Annotated in this window: 20 protein-coding genes; all 20 read left to right on the forward strand. The window is 38.2% G+C overall.

Going from position 1 to position 22,607, the window contains the following annotated elements:
- Positions 1-67: 67 nt before the first annotated feature.
- On the forward strand, positions 68-1,048 hold the full coding sequence (xerA, locus tag T515_RS12780) for a site-specific tyrosine recombinase/integron integrase (protein ID WP_036611876.1): 981 nt from the start codon (positions 68-70) through the stop codon (positions 1,046-1,048).
- 5 nt (positions 1,049-1,053) lie between these two features.
- The gene (locus T515_RS12785; protein WP_197026450.1) at positions 1,054-2,169 is read left to right on the forward strand and encodes a restriction endonuclease subunit S; all 1,116 of its coding nucleotides are present in this window, start codon (positions 1,054-1,056) and stop codon (positions 2,167-2,169) included.
- Between the two features lie 57 nt (positions 2,170-2,226).
- Positions 2,227-3,036, forward strand: coding sequence for a hypothetical protein (locus tag T515_RS12790; RefSeq protein ID WP_036611882.1), 810 nt, complete (start codon positions 2,227-2,229; stop codon positions 3,034-3,036).
- A gap of 20 nt (positions 3,037-3,056) precedes the next feature.
- On the forward strand, positions 3,057-3,986 hold the full coding sequence (locus T515_RS12795) for a hypothetical protein (protein ID WP_036611884.1): 930 nt from the start codon (positions 3,057-3,059) through the stop codon (positions 3,984-3,986).
- Positions 3,987-4,030: 44 nt separating this feature from the next.
- Positions 4,031-4,471 (forward strand): HEPN domain-containing protein, encoded by a 441-nt coding sequence (locus tag T515_RS18325; RefSeq protein WP_036611887.1) that lies wholly within the window; start codon positions 4,031-4,033, stop codon positions 4,469-4,471.
- A gap of 12 nt (positions 4,472-4,483) precedes the next feature.
- Positions 4,484-5,314 carry a GIY-YIG nuclease family protein gene (locus T515_RS12805; RefSeq protein WP_197026451.1) on the forward strand — a complete coding sequence of 277 codons (831 nt, stop codon included), beginning with the start codon at positions 4,484-4,486 and terminating at the stop codon, positions 5,312-5,314.
- Positions 5,315-5,336: 22 nt separating this feature from the next.
- Complete coding sequence (locus tag T515_RS12810) at positions 5,337-6,320, forward strand: hypothetical protein (protein ID WP_051671715.1); 984 nt, start codon at positions 5,337-5,339, stop codon at positions 6,318-6,320.
- Complete coding sequence (locus T515_RS12815) at positions 6,313-8,292, forward strand: RecQ family ATP-dependent DNA helicase (protein WP_242839379.1); 1,980 nt, start codon at positions 6,313-6,315, stop codon at positions 8,290-8,292. The genes T515_RS12810 and T515_RS12815 overlap by 8 nt, the downstream gene beginning before the upstream one ends.
- A gap of 113 nt (positions 8,293-8,405) precedes the next feature.
- A complete protein-coding gene (locus T515_RS12820) occupies positions 8,406-10,973 on the forward strand; it encodes a dynamin family protein (RefSeq protein ID WP_036611895.1) in 2,568 nt (855 codons plus the stop codon).
- 20 nt (positions 10,974-10,993) lie between these two features.
- Complete coding sequence (locus T515_RS12825; protein WP_036611897.1) at positions 10,994-14,686, forward strand: helicase HerA domain-containing protein; 3,693 nt, start codon at positions 10,994-10,996, stop codon at positions 14,684-14,686.
- A complete protein-coding gene (locus T515_RS12830; RefSeq protein WP_051671716.1) occupies positions 14,686-15,327 on the forward strand; it encodes a DNA/RNA non-specific endonuclease in 642 nt (213 codons plus the stop codon). Before T515_RS12825 ends, T515_RS12830 begins: the two co-directional genes overlap by 1 nt.
- A complete protein-coding gene (locus T515_RS12835; protein WP_036611898.1) occupies positions 15,324-15,692 on the forward strand; it encodes an immunity protein YezG family protein in 369 nt (122 codons plus the stop codon). Before T515_RS12830 ends, T515_RS12835 begins: the two co-directional genes overlap by 4 nt.
- Before the next feature lie 5 nt (positions 15,693-15,697).
- Complete coding sequence (locus tag T515_RS12840) at positions 15,698-15,931, forward strand: hypothetical protein (RefSeq protein ID WP_036611901.1); 234 nt, start codon at positions 15,698-15,700, stop codon at positions 15,929-15,931.
- A 517-nt stretch (positions 15,932-16,448) separates the two neighbouring features.
- The gene (locus T515_RS12845; RefSeq protein ID WP_242839380.1) at positions 16,449-17,165 is read left to right on the forward strand and encodes a reverse transcriptase domain-containing protein; all 717 of its coding nucleotides are present in this window, start codon (positions 16,449-16,451) and stop codon (positions 17,163-17,165) included.
- 92 nt (positions 17,166-17,257) lie between these two features.
- Positions 17,258-17,806, forward strand: coding sequence for a 3'-5' exonuclease (locus T515_RS12850; RefSeq protein WP_051671717.1), 549 nt, complete (start codon positions 17,258-17,260; stop codon positions 17,804-17,806).
- An 11-nt stretch (positions 17,807-17,817) separates the two neighbouring features.
- Positions 17,818-18,948 carry a Fic family protein gene (locus T515_RS12855; RefSeq protein ID WP_330372674.1) on the forward strand — a complete coding sequence of 377 codons (1,131 nt, stop codon included), beginning with the start codon at positions 17,818-17,820 and terminating at the stop codon, positions 18,946-18,948.
- A gap of 278 nt (positions 18,949-19,226) precedes the next feature.
- Positions 19,227-20,351, forward strand: coding sequence for a ComEC/Rec2 family competence protein (locus tag T515_RS12860; RefSeq protein WP_036611904.1), 1,125 nt, complete (start codon positions 19,227-19,229; stop codon positions 20,349-20,351).
- A 98-nt stretch (positions 20,352-20,449) separates the two neighbouring features.
- On the forward strand, positions 20,450-20,950 hold the full coding sequence (locus T515_RS12865) for an NAD(+) diphosphatase (RefSeq protein ID WP_036611906.1): 501 nt from the start codon (positions 20,450-20,452) through the stop codon (positions 20,948-20,950).
- A gap of 154 nt (positions 20,951-21,104) precedes the next feature.
- A complete protein-coding gene (locus T515_RS18330; RefSeq protein WP_330372675.1) occupies positions 21,105-21,722 on the forward strand; it encodes a DUF898 family protein in 618 nt (205 codons plus the stop codon).
- Between the two features lie 212 nt (positions 21,723-21,934).
- A complete protein-coding gene (locus T515_RS12880) occupies positions 21,935-22,588 on the forward strand; it encodes a metal-dependent hydrolase (RefSeq protein WP_036611908.1) in 654 nt (217 codons plus the stop codon).
- The last annotated feature ends 19 nt before the right edge of the window (positions 22,589-22,607 follow it).

Consider the following 22,607-nt stretch of genomic DNA (forward strand, 5'->3'; position numbering starts at 1 on the left):
AGGGATTATTGGAAAATAGAGATCATCTTTATTATTGTTCTCCATAGAAAAAGAGAGGAGAACACTTATGAATAAAGAGTTTACAAATGAGATAGTCCTTAAAATGATGCCGTTCCTAGATAATGGACAATTAAAGAAGTTACAGGAAGTAGTTGAAAATGTAGTTGATGGTTACTCCATTTTAAAGTCGGAGACAATAGATACAGAGGTGCTAGATTACTTGGAGTTGTTTATTTCAGCTAAGCGTGTTGAAGGGTGTTCTGAAAAAACTATTACGTACTATGAAAAAACAATTTCATCGATGCTGATTAAAGTGGACAAAGGTGCTAACAGGATAACTACTGAGGATTTGCGAGAGTATTTGTCAAATTACCAGAAAGAGAATGGATCGAGCAAGGTTACAATTGACAATATACGTCGTATTCTATCTAGTTTTTTTTCATGGCTAGAGGATGAAAGCTACATTCTTAAGAGTCCGGTAAGAAGGATTCATAAGATAAAAACAACACTTAGCATAAAGGAAGCGTATTCAGAAGAGGCTCTTGAGATATTGAGAGATGAATGCAAAGAGCCAAGAGATATTGCATTAGTAGATTTTCTTGCTTCAACAGGGATGCGTGTTGGTGAATTAGTGAAGCTCAACCGGGAAGACATCGATTTTGTTGAAAGAGAATGCAAGGTTCTGGGAAAGGGAGATAAAGAGAGAGTAGTATATTTTGACGCAAGGGCAAAAATTCATTTAAAAAACTACTTGGATAGTAGATGTGACGGAAATAGTGCATTGTTTGTATCTTTGAAAGCGCCATATAACAGGTTACAAATTGGAGGTATAGAATCTCGATTGAGAGATATTGGAAGAAAATGTGAGATTGAAAAGGTGCATCCGCATCGATTTAGAAGAACTCTTGCTACAGTGGCGATAGACAAGGGAATGCCTATAGAACAGCTACAGTGCTTATTGGGGCATAGGCGTATAGACACTACATTGCAGTATGCAATGGTAAAGCAAAGTAATGTGAAAGCTTCACATAGAAAGTATATAGGATGATGAATATGCAAAAATATAAAATGGGAGAGCTGCTTACCGTAAAACATGGATGGGCTTTTAAAGGAGAATACTTTTGTGACGAGGGAGAGCAGAGTATACTCACGCCAGGAAACTTTTATGAGAAAGGCGGATTTAAATACAATGATGGAAAGGAGCGTTTTTATTCTGGCGAATATCCATCTGAGTATTTATGCAAAAAAGGCGATTTGGTTGTAGCTATGACAGAACAAGTTGCAGGTCTTCTTGGAAGTACTGCGATTGTTCCAAAAGATGATAGATATCTCCACAATCAGAGAATTGGTCTTATTACATGTGATGAAGGCAAAATTACAAAGATGTTCGCATATTACCTTTTTATGACAAAGTCTGTGCGGAATCAATTAGAACTTACCTCATCAGGAACTAAAGTTAAACATACTTCCCCAGAAAGAATATACGATGTAGAGGTTGAAATACCTGGGCTGGATGATCAAAAAAAGATCGCTGACTTGTTATGGACCATTGATGAAAGAATAAGGGTTAATAATGAGATAAACGATAATTTATACAAGTCAGCAGAAACAAAATATAATTATTGGTTTAATCAATTAAATGACGGTCTTCCTGCTGGTTGGATAAGAAAAAGTGTTCATGAGCTCTTGACAATAACAACAGGAAAAGAAGATGCAAATTTTTCGACAGAAAATGGAATATATCCTTTCTTTACATGTTCTTCTGATGCGTTGTGTTGTGATACGCCAGCTTTTGAAGATCATGCTGTTCTAATTGCTGGAAATGGCGACTTTAATGTCAAACACTATACAGGTGAATTTAATGCTTATCAGCGAACTTATGTATTAATTCCAAATGCCCCTATATATTATGGAGCAATTTATTTTGCAGCATCTCAAAGCATACAAAAATTCAAAGCTAGTTCAAATGGATCTATTGTAAAGTTCATTACTAAAGGAGATGTAGAGAATATTTCCATAGTAATTCCAAATAAAAAGGGCTACCTTGAAGAGCTTAACCAATATTTATTCGCTATAGAGGCTAACAATCAAGAAAATAATACGCTCACCTCGTTAAGGGACTGGTTGTTACCATTATTGATGAATGGTCAGGCATCAATAGCGGATTAAGCCGCTAAATTATCGTTTATGTGTGTAACAATAAATTTCCGATAGGTGAACTTGATTATGAATAACTGGGAGTTAGCAAGATATTTCATAGATGCAAAAAAGTGCGTTGATACTATGCTTTACCTAGCAGAAAATGCTGAAGCAGTTTCCATGATAGATATCCGTGAAAAGGTTAATGAGACAAGAAGAAAATTTTATATAAATATCTGTGTGGTATTAGATAAGTCCTTTCCAAAAGACAAAAAGGCAATATGCCAAGATGAAATCATCGATAGAATCTATTACGAGAGAGATAAAAACTCCGCTCATAAAGATGAAAAATATCATGCTAAGCAATATGAGACTTTAGAAGAAATAGCAGAAGACATGAAGAAGCAGCTATTAGCGGTGAAATCATTATGCAAGGATTTTTTACCAGAACAATTGACTGTGGATTTTGTGGCTTTCGATAGTGGGCTATATCGCCTTGCAAAAGGAATAACTAAAGAAAAAGAAGATGAGATTTTTAGTAGGAAGTTTCCGCTCAGAAATAGTTTAAATATATATCCAGAAGAGGGAACAGTAAAAAAGGTATTTTCAGACACAGAGGATCTAAGAGATATACCGGAAGAAAGAAGATCTGATTATGCAACATTAATTAGAATGGGGATATGTATGGAAGAATCCATACAGCGGTTGCAGGATGATTGCATAAAAACCAATGTATTATTTGACAATACAAATATTTGGGTAACTACAGATTTGGAAAAGTGGAAAGAACTTAGAAAAGCAGGACTCATGGACGAATTTGATATTCCAGTAATGCCAAAAAGTGAAGAAGAATTACAGCAGTTTATGAAGATACTGGATGAGATATTTCCTGCTTGAGTAAATGTTAGGAGTGGAGAATGCAAATACCATTTAGAGGAAGTGGCATAGTTTATTATTCAAATAAAGAATATAAATGCTCATTATATTACACCGAAGAAGGTGGTGAAATAGTTTTACAAATTAAACATCATTCAGAGCATGGAATTGGTGATTTCTTAGAAGTTCCACTGGAAATTGAGAAACTAAGTGGTAAGTTGGATTCTGGTTATGAATTTACCCTATTGGAACTTAACAGGGGAGGCATGAATGACAATATCTCTACCGGAGTGACAGTTTATACATATTATGCAGAGTACTTGTTGAGCGGTATTAACAATACGTCAACAGAAGGACAGTCTTTTTCTAAGGTGGATTTTGTTCTTGCGGATATTGTGGAATGGGGTGAAGAATCCATTTATAGTATTGGCGAGAATTACGAATTAAAGGCAAAACAGGAGCCGGTTTCAAAAATAATATATGAAGGGGAAGATTATTCGATCTATTATAAAGTGGTCGGCTCATTTTTACCTTGCGTTGATTATGAACTCCTAAAAGAGGAGATATGCTTAAAACAGCACGGAATAATTGAGATTATATTTTCAAGAGAAAAAAGCTTCAAAGAGTTTGTGGAAGTGTTTGATAAGTTGAAAAGGCTATTTGAGATAGCTTTGCTAAGGACGGTCAGAGTCGAAAAGATATATGCTTTTTCAAATAATATTAGGGACGATTATGGCGATAAATCATTCGAACGACAAATAGATATTTATGGCAAAAGCATTAAAGCAATTGAAGAGGAAAACATTGAGCAGGCAAGACGTTTTAACTGGATAACGCTATCTGATTTAATAGAGAACAATTCCGTTGCTACTTATTTGAATAAACATGAAAAATTAGAACCAGTAATTGATTTATACATAGAATTGTTCTATTTAAAAGGAAAACAGGTACAAGAACATTTCTTAACGTAGTACAAGCATTAGAGACGTATCATTCAAGATTTGTTACAAATGATATGAAAGTATTTAAGCAAAGGATAACAGCATTAAAACAAGGGTTATCTTCTACAAATGCAGAGTATGTAGAAAAAACTTTGATGGCGAACAGTAACAAATTCGTTACACTTGAGAGTCGTTTGGCAGATTTGTTATACGCTGAAGGGAATATTTATTTTGATACAGGAGATATAAAACAGGATGATTTCCCAGCAGTTATTGCACGCACAAGGAATTATTATATCCATTACGATGAGAATATAAAAAACAAATATAAGATTCTTACAATCGATGAGCTCAATATATACAAGAACGTACTTTTTCAGATTTTGGAATATTATATTTTATATGAATTGGGATTTTCAGTAGAGAATAGAAGCAAGAAAATTCGCGACAGATGGGGAAGTGTATCTAATGATTTGCAGATACTAAAAGCTTCGAGAAATAAGTATACACAGTGAGAGGTATAAATAATGTATGGTAAATCTATCGAATTATTCCTTGTAAATGGTCATGCGGATAGTTTAATAACTGCAGAATTATCAAATTGGAATGGTAAGGCAATTAAGATTCCGAGAACAGAGGTATCTGCTTGTGACAGGGAAGATATAAAGGGAGTAGGGATCTACTTCCTTTTCTGCAAAGAGGAGGATGGCGAAGATTCTGTTTATATAGGAGAGGCGGAAAATGTTCTTGATAGGTTGAAGCAACATTTAAGAGATTTTCAATCAGATAAAGAGGATTATTACTGGAATACTGCGGTAGCATTTGTAGGTAGTGCTCTTAACAAGGCTCTAATACGTTACCTTGAGGATCGTTTGGTAAAAATTGCTCGTGAATGTGGGCGCTATAAAGTTCTTACTAAGAATACATATAGTAAAACTGTGTTGAAGGAATCCCAGATTGCTTCAATGGAAGAATTTACTGATAATATAAAGATTCTTATAGCTACACTCGGATATAATGTACTTTCGGCAATTCCACAGGCCGCAGATGATACGAAGTATCTTTTTTGCAAGGGCTCTGGTGCAGAAGCAAAAGGTTTTATAAGTGCTGGAGGATTAACTGTGCTGAAAGGATCTAGGGTTTCAGAGGGAACAGTACCATCTTTTGAGACAAGAGGAAAATCGTATTTTAGGTTAAGACAGCAATTGGAAAATGATGGAACAATAGTAAATCGTGTCTTTCAACGTGACTATGAGTTTAATGCTCCATCAGCTGCATCAGCAGTAGTTATGGGCCATACGTCTAATGGAAAAGTGGATTGGAAAGATGAAAACGGAACAAAACTAAAAGATTTGTAATTAGTATGAAAGGCGGGGTTCTATGTTTACAAGGATGGATAACACGGGTGTTGAGGATGTGTGTTATGAAGATGCCCATGTAGAGAAGGTTATAGCAGTAATAAGAAATAACATAGACGAGTATTTCGAGAGATTTATTGAAACGGGAGCAGGAAGTAAAGTTTCAATGGCGGATTTTGAAATGCTTCAGAAGAAATTTGGGGTTGATCCTGCAAAGGCAAAAAATAAGAAGGCTATTTCTGGAAATTATATTTCAATTATCAAAGAAGCAATAGATGATTTTGAGAAAGATAGAGAAGACTACGAGAAAATATTTGATCAAGAGTTATTAGAAGATTATGACGAAGATGCAGATGTGTTCAAGTCTAAGGTTTTACGTAATGAATGTCCTATCATAAGAAAAACGCTAAATAATAAAAAAGCAAAAGAATTAGAAAAATATAGAGGTTCATTTAATCGCGCCGATGCAGATGGATTGCTGCAGGTAGTTACCAATTTATGTATGTTTGGGAACGATTATGCAGATAATTATAATCCAGATTCATATGAAGAAGTAGAAACTTATAGCGATCTTGGTATGGAATTGTTGGATACAGACGAATATACGTATTATGGCGTTATTGGTGGTGGAATAAAAACGCATATGCTGTTTAAGGTGCATCCTGGATTATTCCCAAATAGAAGTAGAAATGCTTTATGGGCTTTATGGTATTTATCTGGAAAAGAAAGCTTCGGATGTAAGACTGATTCAGAGTTTCTTATGATAGATGTCTCTAAGAGCATTACCCAGCAGAATTATTTCTATCCATATCAATTATTTGCGTACTATGCATTTGATATTTATAAGTATTTGCGTGATAAGGCAAATGAGATGGGGGCATATATAGATCCGGAATATAGATATGTAATTGTTGATGCATTCTTGGATTATGTAGCCAATGAACATGATGATGAGATTTCATTCTTAAAAGCACAAATAAGAGATGGAGGTATGGGTTTTGCTTAATCTTGAAAAAGATTTTAAAGAGAAATTTCCACAATTCGATTTCACTCTTAGAGAGCTTCAGAAGAATGTTATTACAAATGTCGTAGAACAAGATAATACTCTTTGCATAATGCCAACAGGAGGAGGAAAGTCTGTGGCATATTGGATGTCTGCTATAGAAATGGGAGGTATGGCGATTGTTGTATCACCATTGACCGCTTTAATAGAGGAACAGGCTCAGAAAATCAAAGAGCATGGATATGATGTTCTTGTCATTCATGGTGGAATCGATGCTATGAAACAGATGAGGACTTTATCTGATCTTGCCAAGGGAAATATTACACCAGATTTTATTTTTGCTAGTCCGGAGAAGATTGCTACTGATGGCTATTTTGAATACTGTTTAAAGCAGCGAAAAGACGATATTAAGCTGCTTGTCATTGATGAGGTCCACTGTGTAAGCCAGTGGGGAATGAGCTTCAGACCATTTTATAAAAGAATTCCGGATTTTATGGACAGATTATTTGGTTCAGATAGCTGGTGCAGAATACTTGCTTTGACAGCAACACTTAATCCTATGGAATTAAATGATATTTGTGATGCCTTCAAAATTGCGAGAAAGAATATTCTTAAAGAAACTATTCTCATGAGAAATGAGATTCAGTTGCATGTTAAGAAATTTATTAAAGAAGATGAGAAGGAAGAGAAATTCTGGGAAATACTAAAGATGCATAAAGGGGAAAAGACTCTTGTGTATCTGTACCGGAAATATGGTGAGAGAAGTGTAGAAGGACTTTGCGAAAAGGCTGTTGAGAGAGGATTTAACGCAGAAGAATTTCACGGCGATATGGGAGCAAAGGAGCGCATGGAAATCATTGAGAAATTTAAAAACAATGAAATTGATGTGCTTTTTGCTACTAATGCATTTGGGATGGGTATAGACATTAAGGATATAAGAGTCGTTATTCATTTCATGATTCCTGAATCTGCAGAACAGTACTACCAAGAGGTTGGTAGAGCAGCACGAGATGGAAACGGTGCTAATGCATATCTTCTTTATTCAAATAAAAATATTGATGTTAAGAGGACTTATTACATAGATGGATCATTTCCTACAGAGGAAAAGCTAAGGAAGACATATGAGAATATTGGCAAGAGGGCAGGTCTAAGAGTTCTGCCGTATTTCGATAACGAAGATATTCAAGAATGCTTACCTTATTACATGAAGGCAGGTTTGATAAGCGTCGTATGTAAAGGCTTTTCGGGCTTGAGCGAGATATATGATGTTCAGGATCCTAAAATAGAACAATGGTATAAGTCGACTGCCGCAAAGGGATATGTAAAGACGCTAAAGAAAAATGATTTAGAAGCTCAGTACTTGTCTGAAAAAATATATGAAGGTGTTCTAAATGAAACAATCAAGCTACGTAAACCTTTAGAACGTTGGCTTGTGGTTGAAGTTGATGATACAGATATTTCTGAAGAGCGAATGAATATCATGCTTTCAGATATAGATGAGAAGAGAAAGTATAAGCATGGCTTGTTGGACTATTTTGTATATCTTTTAGAAGATAATGAGAATTCACAACAACTACATCAGGAAATTGCTCGATACTTGGGAATGGATAAGTACCAACTAAATCGTATTTATAGGACAGTTGACGGAAATCATGTAAGAAGTAAATCAGAAGTTATTATTTGCGATTTACTAGCTAAGTCTGGAATAGAGTACAAATACGAAGAACTGCTTGAGTATGAACCGGGTAAGTACATCAATCCTGATTTTACTGTTTATATGCCAGATAATGCTAAGGCATTTTGGGAGCATGTAGGAATGTTGGGAAATGAGAAATATGATTCTGATTGGCTTAATAAGATAGACATTTATGAGAAATATTTTCCTGGACAGCTTTATCGAACCTATGAAAGTGGTGCGATTTCACAAGATGCGGAGAATGTAATAAGAGAATTACAGAGTCTGAAAACGGATTGATAAGAGATAAGAGTAAATAATAGCAATAATAGTATTGATCATGTGTACATATTATGGGACACGTGAGCGAGTAGAATATAAATCAAGGTAGAGGCCTGAACTGGAGGTTTTTAATGAACAAGATCAAGATTAAGAGCAATCCATATACAAGAGAAATAGCTTATCTAAGCTTTGATGAGGCTACTAATCAGTGGGTTGATGTAAAGCAGATTGATGAAAAGAGCAGGCTGCGTGAGACTGATTCTGAGCGATCATTTTTGCCGTTCAAGATTAAGGAAATTATTAATATCATCATAAAAGAATATTACGTTAAAGGTAGAGAAAAGGTTGAGCTACACTTTGAAGGAACTCAGGATGAGTTCGCTGAGGTTGCTACTGTATGCGAGCATCCAAATGTAAAAGATAAAATTGACCTAATCAGAGAGAATACGATTCTTGAAAATGCCAGATTTATAAAGGGCGATATAAAGGAGATATTCGAGAAGGTTAATCCGATTATCGAGAATATTGTTAAGGATGATGAGTCAGTAGTTAAGGGACTAAATAAAGTTTCTCAGGCACTTGATGATGTTATTCCGATTTGTGTGTTTGGAAATTATAGTGCTGGAAAATCCACTTTTATAAATGCACTCATTGGTGCAGAGATTCTGCCTAGTGGTGGTGATCCTGTTACAGCAAAGATATATGAGATTCGTAGGTCAACACAGCCAGATTGGGCTCAAATTGCTTTCGATTTTCATGATGAGAGAATTGAATTGTCGGTAGAAGGCTCTAATTATCGTGTTATAAAGGGAAATCCAGATAATGATTTGCTTTCAAGCATTCAGAAAGCAATTGATGAATCTGAAGCGAAGGATCTTTACACAATAGTAAGAATTGCCCTTGATCTTATAAATAGCTATGAGAAGAAGGATAAGGATGAGATAGAAATTGGTAATGTCATTACTCTTGATGTACCTTATGCGAGGACAGGAGTGCTGGGAGAGTCGGCAAATAGCTTTGTTATCTTTGATACACCTGGTTCAAACTCTAATTCTAACGCAGATCATTCAAAGGTATTGGCAGAGGCTATGGATGGCTTCTCAAATGGTATTCCGATTTGGGTTACTCAGTATGAGTCTATTGATAGCGAAGACAATGCCAGTCTTTGTGACAAGGTATTAGCTATAGAAGCTCTTGATAAGAGATTTACCATGATTGTTCTGAATAAAGCAGATGGTTCGGACCTTGAAGAAGGTGGATTCTCAGATGCTCATGTAAAGGAAATCCTTGAATACAAAGCTGTTGAAAAGATGTATGCAAGTGGTATCTTCTTTGTTTCTTCAATCATGGGCTTGGGCGGAAAAAACAATGGTCAGCTTATTGATAAGTTCTACAGAAAGACCTATAGAGCGCAGCAGGAAATGTACAATGATCCTGAAGATGAAGATTATATGACACTTTACAAGTACAACATTATGCCTGAGCAAATCAAGCAGAATGCGATTGATTATTCTGAAGCTTGTAAAAACCTAATCTATGCGAACAGTGGATTATATTGCATAGAAAAGGAAATGGAGAACTTCGGAAGTAAACATTCAGCATACAATAAGTGCCAGATGGTGCGTGCATTTTTAAGTACAGTAATTCAGAAAACCAATGTACGTATCGACGCCAAGACAAATGCTTTGAAGATGGCCCGTGATAAGAGCACGCAGGAACTTGATTCAAAAACCTTGGAGCTAAAGGAAGCTATTGCTAAATATTCAAGGAATATGCAGGATGAGTACGAGTTCCATTCAAAGGAAGAAGTTAAGGCTTATGCAGCACAGAAACTTACATATGGATTTAGTGCAGAAGTTCTAGCAAATATGGATGCACAAAAGCGAAACCAACATTTCTCAGAGAATAACTTTGAAAAGAGGGAGCTGGCATACGAAGAGTCAAAGGATAAGTTCTGGGAGCATCTGAAGGAAAGTAGCCAGGGGCTCTTTGGAAAGAATTTCTTGGAAAATGCCAAGAAGATGGTTGATGATGCAGCAAAGGATTTCAAAGAGATTCAAGAATCCAAGACAAAGAAGGATGAGACAGAGAAAGAACTTGATAAGCAGACTTCTGATGAAATCATGAAGTACGTTATCAATTGTTATACAGTTAGTCTGGATGATGCACAGGAGAAGTTGGATCTTCACCTTGATAACTATTGGAGAGAGAAGGAGCTTGAGTTTAAGACTGCTCTTATCAGAGAGATAGCACAGTCGGATGCTTTGTCAGATTCGCAGCGCGATGAAATCACAGACATGATTAAGAATTATGCATCTGTAGATTTCAAGGATGATGCAGAAAGTGTATTTGTAAAGAAGAAGTTCCTTAAAGGAGCATTGTTTGGATTACGTTTAAGCGATTCTGAGAAGCTTAATACTAACAGATTGGCGGCAAGTTATAACGATAGAATCAGTAAGATTGTTCATAATATGTCTCAAAAGATGAATAGTAACTGCTTTGAAAGATTCAAAATTTGGGAAGATCGTTTGCTAGGTGTAATAGAGGCAAACCTTACAGAGCTTAATCCTGAGCTGAAGAGTATAGCTGAGATTATCAGAATTGAATCTGATAGTATTGCAGAACTAGAGAATAATCAGAAGACAATACAGACATCACTCGATGACATCATAGATTTAATGGCTTGGAAAGAAGTGTAACAGAAAGTGAGGGAAGGTAGATGGGTATCAAGAATGTAGTAAAAAAGATTGGAGGAAAAGCCGGTGATAAGGTTGCTGGTTTGGCAGTGCTGAGTCCGGCACAGGTCGAAAATGTCCAATTACTACGTGAAAAGTATTTGCTAGAGATGCCAAATCCAAATGATCCTACTGCAAGAGAGCAGACAGAACGTTTGATGGCTGCTAGTAGTGTTGAGATATTTAATGCATATCTGCCGCAGATTAAAGATCTATATTTACCTCTTCAAAATGAAGCAGAGTATGGGAAGAGCTTTGATGATGGACATAATATCAGATACATCAACATCACAAAGTGGGTTACAGACAAGAAAGAAAACAATCTGGAGAAACTTGTTAATGTATATGCGGTTCTGTCAAATGAGGACTGTAATATTGCTTTAGTATTTGATCGCAAGCAGAGCAAGACTAATGTTTATCTTGCTGTTGTAAATAGCAAGAATGCTGCAAGTAGTACAGAGGTAGATAATTACAAAGATCAGATTGTAGAAGCAATTCGCGGAAATTTCCCTGGTGCTGAGTGGGCAGATGAGGATGGTGCAGGAGTTCTTCCATGCTTTAGAGATGATAAGAATTATTCTGTAGCTATGGCATCTAATATTCCAACAGAGAAATCAGAGAAGTTTATCAGCCAGACTATTGAAAAGCTTATTGATGGTATTATTCCGGATTCCAACAAGAAGGAATATACAATTATTCTTTTGGCTACACCTATATTGGATGTAGAGGACAGAAAACTTAAGCTGTGTGAGTTTTATTCTGGATTGAAGCCTTACGCTTCATGGCAGACAAGTTTCCAGCGTACAGAGAATGAAAGTCTTAGTTCATCTGCGACAGTTGGTGTAAATGTTGGTGCAAGTGCCGGTATTCAGAATGGAACAAACAGCTCCATTACTGATACTGACAGCACAACGCAGAATGAGTCTACAACTAATACCTCAAGTGAGAATGATAGTGTACAGGATAGTAGTTCACGTGCAGAGTCAGATTCTTCGGCGCACATGGAAGGGACAAATAGTTCCAGCAGTACAGCAAATTCGACTAATGGATCAAGCGCAGTTACAGAGACTGTTGGTGAGGGTACAAATACAGCAAAATCTATTAATGCTGGTGTTTCGGTGGGCTCTTCTCAAACTGTATCCGCAGCACCACTTGGTGTCGGCGGGCAAGTATCATTTAATGAAGGGTTTAATGTATCAACAGGTAAGGTTGATGGTTCCTTTACCCAGACTTCAACCGGAAATACAATTTCCGAAGGCTGGGGCAAGACTGTCACCGACCAGCTTGGAAAATCAGCAGCTGATACAGTTACAAGGGGAATTACAAATACTGTTGGAAAGACTATAGGTAAAACTACAGGAACAGCAGTAGCAAATACCCTTGGCAAAGCTGTTACGACAGCTATGGCTAAGACTTCTGGTGTTTCTAAGGCAGTTAATTTTGGCGGAAATATTGGCGCGAACTTTGCCAGATCATCTACCACAACAGCAATGCTTGGAAAGAACGAAGGTATCACTCAAAGTTATACCAATTACAACGTAGAGCATGCCCTTGAACTTTTGACTGAGCAGATGAAGAGATATGAGCAGAGCACAGCTCTTGGTATGTGGGACTTTGCTGCTTATGTCCTCAGCGAAGATGCTAATGTTGCAAGCAACGTAGCACATTCATATTTGGCATTAACTCTTGGTGAAGAGTCTTATATGTCAAAGTCTGCAATCAATACATGGCGCGGAAACGTTGATGATGAAGCAGGCCAGGCAAAGGAAATCAGCAACTATATTAAGATGCTTCGTCATCCAGTATTCGGATTGAACCCTGCAGCAGTAGGTAAGGTAGAGGATGGTGTTGTACAGGTAGAAGTTGATGAGGAAACAGAGTTTATTGTATATCCCCCAATTGTTACAGCTACAACCTGTCTGTCAGGTAAAGAGCTTGCTTATTCTTTGAACTTCCCTCAGAAATCAATTGCAGGATTACCAGTTATTGAGTGCGTGGAGTTTGGAAGAAATGTCATTACTTATGATGAGCAGGATTCTAAAGAAGATGAAATTAAGCTTGGAAGTATCTTCCACATGAATCATCCGGAGAAGAATGCAGTAAGTCTTTCAAAAAAATCACTGGCTTCTCATACTTTTATTACTGGTTCTACTGGCTCCGGTAAGAGTAATACAGTTCATCATATGTTGGAGAAGGCAAGAAAGAAGGGCGTTAATTTCTTAGTAGTGGAGCCTGCAAAAGGTGAATATAAAAATGTCTTTGGTAGAAGAAAGGATGTGTCTGTATATGGAACTAATCCACTAATTAGTCCATTACTTAGAATCAATCCATTCAGCTTCCCTAAGAATATTCATGTGCTTGAGCATTTAGATAGGCTGGTGGAAATATTCAATGTTTGTTGGCCTATGTATGCAGCAATGCCAGCAGTATTAAAGGGTGCAATTGAGCAGTCTTATGTGGATAGTGGCTGGGATTTGGTTAAGTCAACTAACAGATATGGAGAAGATTTATATCCTTCATTTGAAGACGTTGCAAGAAATGTAAAAGAGAAGATTGATAGTAGCGAATATGATGCGGAGAACAAGGGGGCATATAAGGGATCCCTTCTCACAAGACTTGAGTCACTTTGCAATGGAATCAACGGTATGATATTTGTTGCTGATGAAATTGCTGATAGTAAGTTGTTTGATGAGAATGTAATTGTCGACCTTAGTCGTGTAGGTTCAAGTGAGACAAAGTCATTGATAATGGGAATGATGGTCTTGAAGCTGCAGGAGTACCGTTTGTCTAATGCAGAAGGTATGAACTCAGAGCTTAAGCACCTTACTATTCTTGAAGAGGCTCACAATCTTCTGAGAAGAACATCTTCTGATCAGTCTGCAGAGGGCAATAATCTCCTTGGTAAGAGTGTAGAGATGCTTTCAAATGCTATCGCAGAGATGAGAACTTATGGGGAAGGCTTTATCATTGCAGATCAGGCTCCTGGACTTATGGATATGTCTGTAATCAGAAATACTAACACTAAGATTATTCTCAGATTACCAGATCAGGCAGATAGAGAGCTTGTTGGTAGAGCGGCAAATCTTAATGAGGATCAGATTACTGAGATAGCTAAGCTTCCCTGCGGAGTGGCTGCAGTATATCAGAATGAATGGATTCAACCGGTGCTTTGTAAGGTGGATCTGTTCAATGTACCAGAGGAACCATATAAGTATATTCCTAGTGATGATGACAAAGCGCCAAGCAAGGAACATATTGAAAAGTCTTTGTTGGATTGCATTATGGACAAGGAACTTTACAGAAAAGGGAAAAAGGCAGATCTTAGAGCTTTGAAGAGTAGGATTATTAGATCTAAACTTGAGACTCATGTAAAGCGTGACTTTATGGATTACCTTACAGATGAAGGTGAGGATGCTTTAGAAAAGCTTCGTAAGCTGATATTCGATTTTATGTCAGCACAGGAAGCAATCATTGAAGCTAAGCAGTGCAACGACATCGTGGAATGGTCAAGAAAGGTTGTTGAGAGCCTTAATCCTTCACCGAAGGATTATTCAAAACAACAAATTGATTTAGCTTTGGGTCTGATTCTTTATGAGCAGACTTTAAGGGATGCCGCTTATAATAATGTATTTATCAAGTTTACAGAAGTATACAAGGCAAACGGAGGAGTTTTCTGATGAAGAGTGAAATAAAAACTAACGAGACTCCTGAAGTAAAAAATCCTAATGTCGAAAATTTCAAAGAGATAAAACCAGAAACTTCAATGTCTGTGAATGAAGCAAAGGATTTTTGGGAGAATAAGTTCCGTGAAACTGAAGAACGTACGCCAGAAGATCAGGAATTTCATGATGACAATGGCAAACTCTATCGAGTAGGGAATGAGCTCCTTCCTAATACTGAGTATGAAGTGAACGGCTATAAATATACAACAGATGCTCAGGGAAGAATTAGTTCTGCAGAAGGTAAGCTTAAAGTTCCGGAAAAGAAAGAACGTGATATGGAAGCTTTTACCAATCTTGCTGATAAGGATTACAAAGAAGGCGATGATAGAGGGCACTTGATCGGGCATCAGTTCGGCGGCAGTGATAAGCTGGATAACCTTGTACCAATGAATGAAAAGTTGAATCAAGGGGATTATAAAAACCTTGAAATGAGCTTACGAGATGCGGTAGAGGATGGAGCTGATGTTAATTTGAAAGTTGAGCCGATGTACGAGAGCGACTCTAAGCGGCCAGATTCATATGTGGTTACATATACTGTTGATGGCGATAAGAATGTAAGGGTCTTTAGAAATGAAAGCGAGGTTGTATCACGATGAATGAAAAAGTATATCAGAAAATCTTTGATGAGATTGGTCAATATTTAGTAGATGGATGGTCTAAGCTGGTAGTTTATCTTGAATATGGTGCAGGTTCCTATTCATTTGCATTCTATGAAAAGATAGAAGGAAAGTACATTAAATGTTTTGATTTGGAGGATGTATCAGAAAAGAGTCTTCTTAAGACATTCCAGGACATTGATAAGGTTGTATGCAAGGAGCGTGCGAAAGCCAAAGAGGAATGGACTAATATGACCATGACAGTTACAGACAAGGGCGATATGCACGTCGATTACGATTACACAGATTTTTCTCAGGGTAACTATAAATATCAAAAAGCTTGGAAAGAAAAGTATTTGAAATAAGTGCCATGTTTAATTTTAGTGAGAAAATAAATATTCCGGAATTTAATACGGTTGAGCCGCTGGACAAAAAGATATCAGATTTTGAAACAGAAACCTCATTGGACGATGCGAAGTCATTCTGGGATCAGATGTTTTTTGAGCCTAAGAATATCTCGATTTTAGATATCCTGAATCATCATGAGGACGATTTTGATTTTGACATCGATATTACTGACATGACAAAGCTCACTCCAATTTGATGACTCAAACCATAGGTGCCTGTCAGTGCGCCCTGCTAAGGGCGCTTCATATAGCGGATTGCAAACGTCCGCCCGATAAGCTGTAAGCCGCAGCATCGGAAGCGAGTCTTGCGTGAGGCATGGTAACGTGCTACACGAAGCGTAGACAGCATGGTTGCAGGGATAGTGATTGAGCACCGAAAGACTATAAATCCAAAGGACGACGTAGTTGACAGTACGGAAGTCGATATATCTGCCTTCGTTATGGCGAGATGGCAGATGCTTTGGCGGTGTCGGAAGGAGCTATTCATGTAATACAAAGATGGAGTGTCAACAGGGGAGAACCCATAGACTCCGTTCCTAGTGTGAAGGGATGGAATATCGAACGACCAAAAAGGGAGAACGGTAAATGGTCTATAGGTAGTCGGAGGTCCGAATAGTACCGATGAAGGTATGAACACATAAATACCGGAGGGAAGTCGAGAGTGGGCTGTTCCTCACAGCCCTGACCTGCGAGACAATATCAAAGAGGAAACATTTGCTACACGCAGAGGTAGGCTTCTCCATACACAGAGATGGAAGAAAGAAGAGAAAACAAATGGAAACGAAATTGGCGAGAATAGCGGATTTATCTGCGCAAAATCTTAAGATGGTGTTTACATCCATCGAACATTTGATTGATGTCAAGTTCCTAAGGGATTGCCACATGATGATGGACGGAGATAAAGCCGTAGGTATCGATGGGATAACCAAAGAGGATTACGGTAGAAATCTGGATGCAAACCTTGTTGATTTGGTGGAACGGCTGAAAAGGAAGTCGTACAAACCAAAACCGGCAAGAAGGGTGGAAATCCCAAAAGATAATGGGAAAACAAGACCACTGAGTATCTACTGTTATGAAGATAAATTGGTGCAAGAGGCATTGAGGCGGATACTGGAAGCGGTATTTGAACCAATGTTTTATGATGAAATGATGGGGTTCAGACCGAATCGGAGCTGTCACATGGCTCTTCGGAAACTGAATACTATGATTGAGTCGAACTATACCAATTATGTCCTCGATGCAGACATAAAGGGGTTCTTTGACCACCTTGACCACAAATGGATAGTCAAATTCATAGAATCACGTATCAAAGACCCGAACATCATCCGGTTGGTCACACGTATGCTGAAGGCAGGAATTATGAAAGATTTTCAGTATAGTGATACCGAGGAAGGTTCGGGGCAAGGTTCGGTTTGTTCCCCCACACATTAGTACCGTGTTCTATTAAATAAGATATATAATAATGTTAAAGAATATTAATAGTACACGGTACATCGTCTTAGAAAGGCAAAATAGAGGTTGCTATGCTTGGAAATAGATGCGGTAAAAGACTTAACGGGTATGTTCCGGACTATGTGTTATTTGATCTTGAGACCACCGGGATTTCATGTGAAAATGATAAGATAGTTGAAATCTCGGCGGTGAAAGTAAAAAACGGAAAGGTAATTGAGGAATTCTCAGAACTGGTAAATCCTGAGTGCAAGATTCCTTATTATGCAAGCCGGGAAAACGGGATCGCAGATGAAATGGTGAAGGCTGCAAGAACATTTGATGAGGTACTGCCGGATTTTCTCGGATTCATCGGAGACAGTATACTCGTGGGGCACAATATTCAGTCTTTTGATATGAAGTTCTTGTATAGGGAGTGCCGGGAACTGTATGGAGAGACATTGGCAAATGATTATGTAGATACTCTGTACTATTCAAGAAGGAAGGTTCCGAAGCTCAGACATCACAGGTTAACTGATATGGCGGAGTACTTTGACATTTCCACGGCAGGAGCGCACAGAGCTTTGAACGATTGCCGTATGAATCAGGAAGTGTTTGAAAGACTGAGCAGAATCGGGAGATAGGATAGAGAAAAATGGATGATATTAAAAAAGATCCTTTTGAAGAATATTTAAGACATACAGAACCGTCAAGAAAAGAGCTTGGGTATGCCTGGTATACAGCTATGGGGTTGCAGGCGGTTGACGGATTGGAAACTTCTGAGCATCTGAAAGGAATAGCTAAAGATAACATCGATGGGAAGATTACACTTTCAGAGGCAAATAAACTTATTGAAACTTATTATGAAGAGTCTTTGGATAGAGACTCTGACAGAACCAGAGAGGCAGATACTGTCACAGGAAGGATTGCTGCAGTTTTATCAGAAAATGCATTTACTTTTTCTGTGCCTCAATATATTGGAATACATAAGAGATTATTTACCGGTATCTTTTCGCACGCCGGAAAGATAAGGGACTATAACATATCTAAGCGAGAATGGGTATTGGATGGTGCTTCTGTACATTATGGAAATGCCTTGGAACTCAGAGAATTGCTGGATTATGACCTTCGAATGGAGAAAGAATACGAATATCCATTAGACGGGGTTTCGGAAATGATTCCACATCTTGCAAAGTTTGTAGCAAGGCTATGGCAGATTCATGCTTTTGGAGAAGGAAACACCAGGACAACAGCTGTATTCTTTATCAAATATCTCAGATCTCTTGGGTTTAATGTGACAAATGATCTTTTTGCAAAGAATTCATGGTATTTCCGAAATGCACTTGTAAGAGCTAATTATAATGATTATACGAAGGATATTCGTGAGACCACAGAATATTTGGAACTGTTTTTACGCAATCTCTTGATGGGTGAGTCAAACGAATTAAAGAACAGATATCTTCATGTTAGATGGAATACTATAAAACAGGACATTGAGAATCCAAAACAGGACATTGAGGAAGTAAAACAGGACATTGAGGAAGTAAAACAGGATATAGGGTTACATATTGAATTGTCTGCCAAAACAAAGCAGCATATTGAAATACTATTTACTGAATTTGGTTATGAAAAATACTTTGGAAGGATGGATGTTATGGAAATATTGGGCATCACAGCCTCTCCTGCATCTACATTAATTAAAAAAATGTTGGATATGGAACTGATTTATGGTATTAAGGGCAAAGGTAAGGGTAAATATTTATTTAAAAAGACTAAGAATAGCTGAATATTTATGATTAATTGTGTAATAACATGCTGATTTAAGCAGGTATTTTTAAAGGACACCTCATCGTGTAATGTATAGTCAGAAGCAAAGAAACAATCAGGAAAGTACCTGATAGGAGATGGCATACAGGATACGAGGGGGGGTGTGTTATAGATGAATTTTGGGACTATGAGAAGAAGATTTGTTTTCTGGATTCATCGGAGGAAGAGAATCCTTGAAAAAAAGTGCGGGCAATGCTGCCTCACATGTCCGTTCTTTGATGAGTGTATCGGTGACAGATGATTAGAAGAATGTTGAGTAAGATAAAGATTGTTTTATTGGCTGTTATAACGGTTCTTGCATTTGCTCTGACTGTTTTGGCAGCTCAGTCGGGGGATTCAGCAGAGCTGACAGTTGATTTCATCGATGTAGGGCAGGGTGATGCTTCACTTCTGAGATCCGGTGGTCAGGCGATGCTCATTGATACCGGTACTCCCGAGTCAGGTACAGCGATACGGCTTTTTCTGAAGAAGCAGGGAATAGAAAAACTTGATTATCTGGTGCTTACTCACCCGGATGCCGATCATATAGGCGGTGCTGCTTCGGTGATCACTAATGTTCCTGTTGATAATGTTCTGATGCCGGACTACACGAAGGACAATGAAATATATCATGGCGTTATGGATGCACTTGATTATAAGTATCTGAAACCACGAGCTCCTGTGCCGGACGAGACATTGGCACTTGGTTCCTGCACGGTCAAAGTTCTGGGACCTATAAACAGCTATGAAGATCCTAACAACAACTCGATCATTCTGAGAGTAACCTGTGGGGATACAAGTTTCATGTTCGTCGGGGATGCGGAAGAAAATGAACTTAATGATATTGCCTGGCGCTATGGTGATGAGCTTGACTCTGATGTATATAAGGTGGGTCATCATGGAAGTTTCAACTCATCATCCGAAGAGTTTTTGAAGTATGTCACTCCGGAGTACTCTGTCATCAGCTGTGCTGACCGTAATGACTATGGGCATCCCCATGCTGAGGCATTGGCACGACTTAAGGCTGCAGGAACTCATTTATTCCGTACGGACAAACAGGGGACTATTACAATCAGGTCAGATGGTCGACATATAAGTTATGATATGGCACCGTGCGATGACTTCACGCCGGGAGAGATGATACTGAAGCCTCAGGAGGTGACTGGGGCAGGTGCCGGTGTTCCGAATGAGACATTGGCAGCAACACAGGTACCGGAGGCTGGCACATATAAATATGTGAAGAACACAAGTAGCCACAGGTTTCATCTCCCAGGATGTGATTCGGTGAAGGATATGAAAGAGAAGAATAAAGAGTACTCTGATCAGTCACGGGATGAAATTACAGCTGAAGGATATAAGCCGTGCCAGAGGTGCATGCCGTGAGGAAAGATTTGAATTAAAGGAAATATCAGCTATAAGGGCAAAAGAGCTGGGATGGTCTATAGTTAGGTATATCAAGTATATTCGTAGAGGGACGGACTATGAGCGATAAGTATTGTCAAATATGCGGTACAAAATTGATTGATAAGGAGCTGGAGGGAGAAGGTATCATTCCTTTCTGCCCTGCCTGCAATGAGTTCAGGTTTCCTATGTACAACGTGGCCGTGAGCATGATAGTCATTAACAAAAAGAATGAAAAGATACTTCTCATCAAGCAGTACGGACGGGATTTCTTTATTCTTGTTGCGGGATATGTTAATCGCGGCGAACAGTTAGAGCATGCTGCTCTCCGGGAACTAAAAGAGGAAACCGGGATGACTGCAGCTAAGATTCGGTTCAACAGAACTAAATTCTTTGAGCCATCAAATACATTGATGTGTAATTTTACGGTATTCGTTGAAGATGACAGTGAGCTTTCGCCAAATAAAGAAATAGATTCTTTTGAGTGGTTCTCCTTTGAAGATGCCAGAAAGAACATTAAGCCCGGGAGCCTTGCGGCAGAGTTCTTGAACGCATATTTGGATGATACTGTAAATGCATGAAAATTTCAGTAATGGAGTGACGATAATGTTGAGATAGAATATAGGGTGAGGAAATAAAACAATTAGATTCCGATAGTAGTAAATGGTAAGCAATTTACCATTGGATTTAAGCCTGAAGTATGGAATATGTGGGAACTATAAACTTGGAGGTCGCATGAGAGAATCTTATTTTGACGGTGGTTTGTTACAGCTTATAGGATATGAAATCCTTGGAATACTTGTCACGGTGTGTACATTAGGCATATGTCTGCCGTGGGCATATACGATGGTATACGACTGGGAGACCAAGCATACCGTGATAAATGGAGAAAGGCTGCATTTTGATGGGACAGCTGTAGGTCTGTTCGGGAACTGGATAAAGTGGCTGTTGTTAACGGTAATCACATGTGGCATATATGGTTTCTGGGTAGGCATTAAGCTTAAGAAATGGAGAGTGGCTCATACCTATACAGATTCAGGCAGAGGCATGGAATCATATTTTGATGGAGGACTGTTACAGCTTATAGGATATAAAATCCTTGGCTGTCTTGTGACGGTATGTACCTGTGGCATATGTCTGCCGTGGGCATATACAATGGTATATGATTGGGAAATCAAGCATACTGTTATCAATGGTCGCAGATTACAGTTTGAAGGATCAGCAGTTGGACTTTTTGGAAACTGGATAAAATGGCTTCTGCTGACCATTATCACTTTGGGAATTTACGGATTCTGGGTAGGCATAAAGCTTATCAAGTGGAAGGTTTCGCATACTTCTTTCAACAGGTTTTAGGGGTTGCGAAGGTAAGTAAGGAAATAAGAGTTTTCCGAAAGCGTCTCATTTAAGGGACGCTTTATAAAGTTATTAAAAAATTTGTAAAAACTAATGTTCTTGTAAATATAGTAAGGACGAGTATAATAATTGAAGATAAAAGTTTGAAATATGCACCTTTGAGCGTATTTCGTGTAATTGCAACTGGGAATAAACATAAGGAGGGCACGAGTATGCTTGGACGGACCCATTTTTTTGTTGGTGCTGCAACAGCACTTATTGTATTAAGACCGGAGACGAAGTCTCTTTTAGTTCCTGGAATGGGAGCAGCTGCCATCGGAGGTGTTATCAGTGATATAGATTCAGGAACTTCGCAGGCACATCAGGAAGCAGATAAGATAGTAATGTCCAGTGTCCTGGCTCTGGTAGCAGTAGTTCTTGGAGAATGCCATTATCATCTTGGAATTTATTACAGACTTATAAGCGACAGCAATGTATATCGTATACTTTTTGGTTTTTCAGTATTTATCGGGCTATGTATCTTTGGTATGAAGCAGCCGCATAGATCCTTTATGCATTCATTTCTCGCACTTTTTCTGTTCACTTCCTGTGTTGAAGTGATATTTCCAACAGTAGCACCTTACTTTGCGATTGGATTTGCCTCACATCTTGTGATAGATCTTCTCAACAAGCGTGGTGAAAAGTTACTATGGCCTATGAAGAAAAGTTTCAGCTTAAAACTGTGTTCTTCACGTGGATTGATAAATGAATTGCTGATGACTGTGGGAATGATGATATCTGCAGCATATATCACATCATTAACGACGCCCTCCGGATATATATGGAGCCTGGATAATATAGAAAGAATTTTAGCAAGTTTTTTGTGAGTCAGGGTATGGTATGATG

Origin of the sequence: Oribacterium sp. P6A1 (genome assembly GCF_000702885.1) — a bacterium.
Taxonomy (GTDB): domain Bacteria; phylum Bacillota; class Clostridia; order Lachnospirales; family Lachnospiraceae; genus Oribacterium.

What these genes read in the sequence shown, in the direction of transcription:
- xerA (WP_036611876.1), top strand. Translation starts at nt 68, where the DNA reads ATGAATAAAGAGTTTACAAATGAGATAGTCCTTAAAATGATGCCGTTC.
- T515_RS12785 (WP_197026450.1), top strand. Translation starts at nt 1,054, where the DNA reads ATGCAAAAATATAAAATGGGAGAGCTGCTTACCGTAAAACATGGATGG.
- T515_RS12790 (WP_036611882.1), top strand. Translation starts at nt 2,227, where the DNA reads ATGAATAACTGGGAGTTAGCAAGATATTTCATAGATGCAAAAAAGTGC.
- T515_RS12795 (WP_036611884.1), top strand. Translation starts at nt 3,057, where the DNA reads ATGCAAATACCATTTAGAGGAAGTGGCATAGTTTATTATTCAAATAAA.
- T515_RS18325 (WP_036611887.1), top strand. Translation starts at nt 4,031, where the DNA reads ATGAAAGTATTTAAGCAAAGGATAACAGCATTAAAACAAGGGTTATCT.
- T515_RS12805 (WP_197026451.1), top strand. Translation starts at nt 4,484, where the DNA reads ATGTATGGTAAATCTATCGAATTATTCCTTGTAAATGGTCATGCGGAT.
- T515_RS12810 (WP_051671715.1), top strand. Translation starts at nt 5,337, where the DNA reads ATGTTTACAAGGATGGATAACACGGGTGTTGAGGATGTGTGTTATGAA.
- T515_RS12820 (WP_036611895.1), top strand. Translation starts at nt 8,406, where the DNA reads ATGAACAAGATCAAGATTAAGAGCAATCCATATACAAGAGAAATAGCT.
- T515_RS12825 (WP_036611897.1), top strand. Translation starts at nt 10,994, where the DNA reads ATGGGTATCAAGAATGTAGTAAAAAAGATTGGAGGAAAAGCCGGTGAT.
- T515_RS12830 (WP_051671716.1), top strand. Translation starts at nt 14,686, where the DNA reads ATGAAGAGTGAAATAAAAACTAACGAGACTCCTGAAGTAAAAAATCCT.
- T515_RS12835 (WP_036611898.1), top strand. Translation starts at nt 15,324, where the DNA reads ATGAATGAAAAAGTATATCAGAAAATCTTTGATGAGATTGGTCAATAT.
- T515_RS12840 (WP_036611901.1), top strand. Translation starts at nt 15,698, where the DNA reads ATGTTTAATTTTAGTGAGAAAATAAATATTCCGGAATTTAATACGGTT.
- T515_RS12850 (WP_051671717.1), top strand. Translation starts at nt 17,258, where the DNA reads ATGCTTGGAAATAGATGCGGTAAAAGACTTAACGGGTATGTTCCGGAC.
- T515_RS12855 (WP_330372674.1), top strand. Translation starts at nt 17,818, where the DNA reads ATGGATGATATTAAAAAAGATCCTTTTGAAGAATATTTAAGACATACA.
- T515_RS12860 (WP_036611904.1), top strand. Translation starts at nt 19,227, where the DNA reads ATGATTAGAAGAATGTTGAGTAAGATAAAGATTGTTTTATTGGCTGTT.
- T515_RS12865 (WP_036611906.1), top strand. Translation starts at nt 20,450, where the DNA reads ATGAGCGATAAGTATTGTCAAATATGCGGTACAAAATTGATTGATAAG.
- T515_RS18330 (WP_330372675.1), top strand. Translation starts at nt 21,105, where the DNA reads ATGAGAGAATCTTATTTTGACGGTGGTTTGTTACAGCTTATAGGATAT.
- T515_RS12880 (WP_036611908.1), top strand. Translation starts at nt 21,935, where the DNA reads ATGCTTGGACGGACCCATTTTTTTGTTGGTGCTGCAACAGCACTTATT.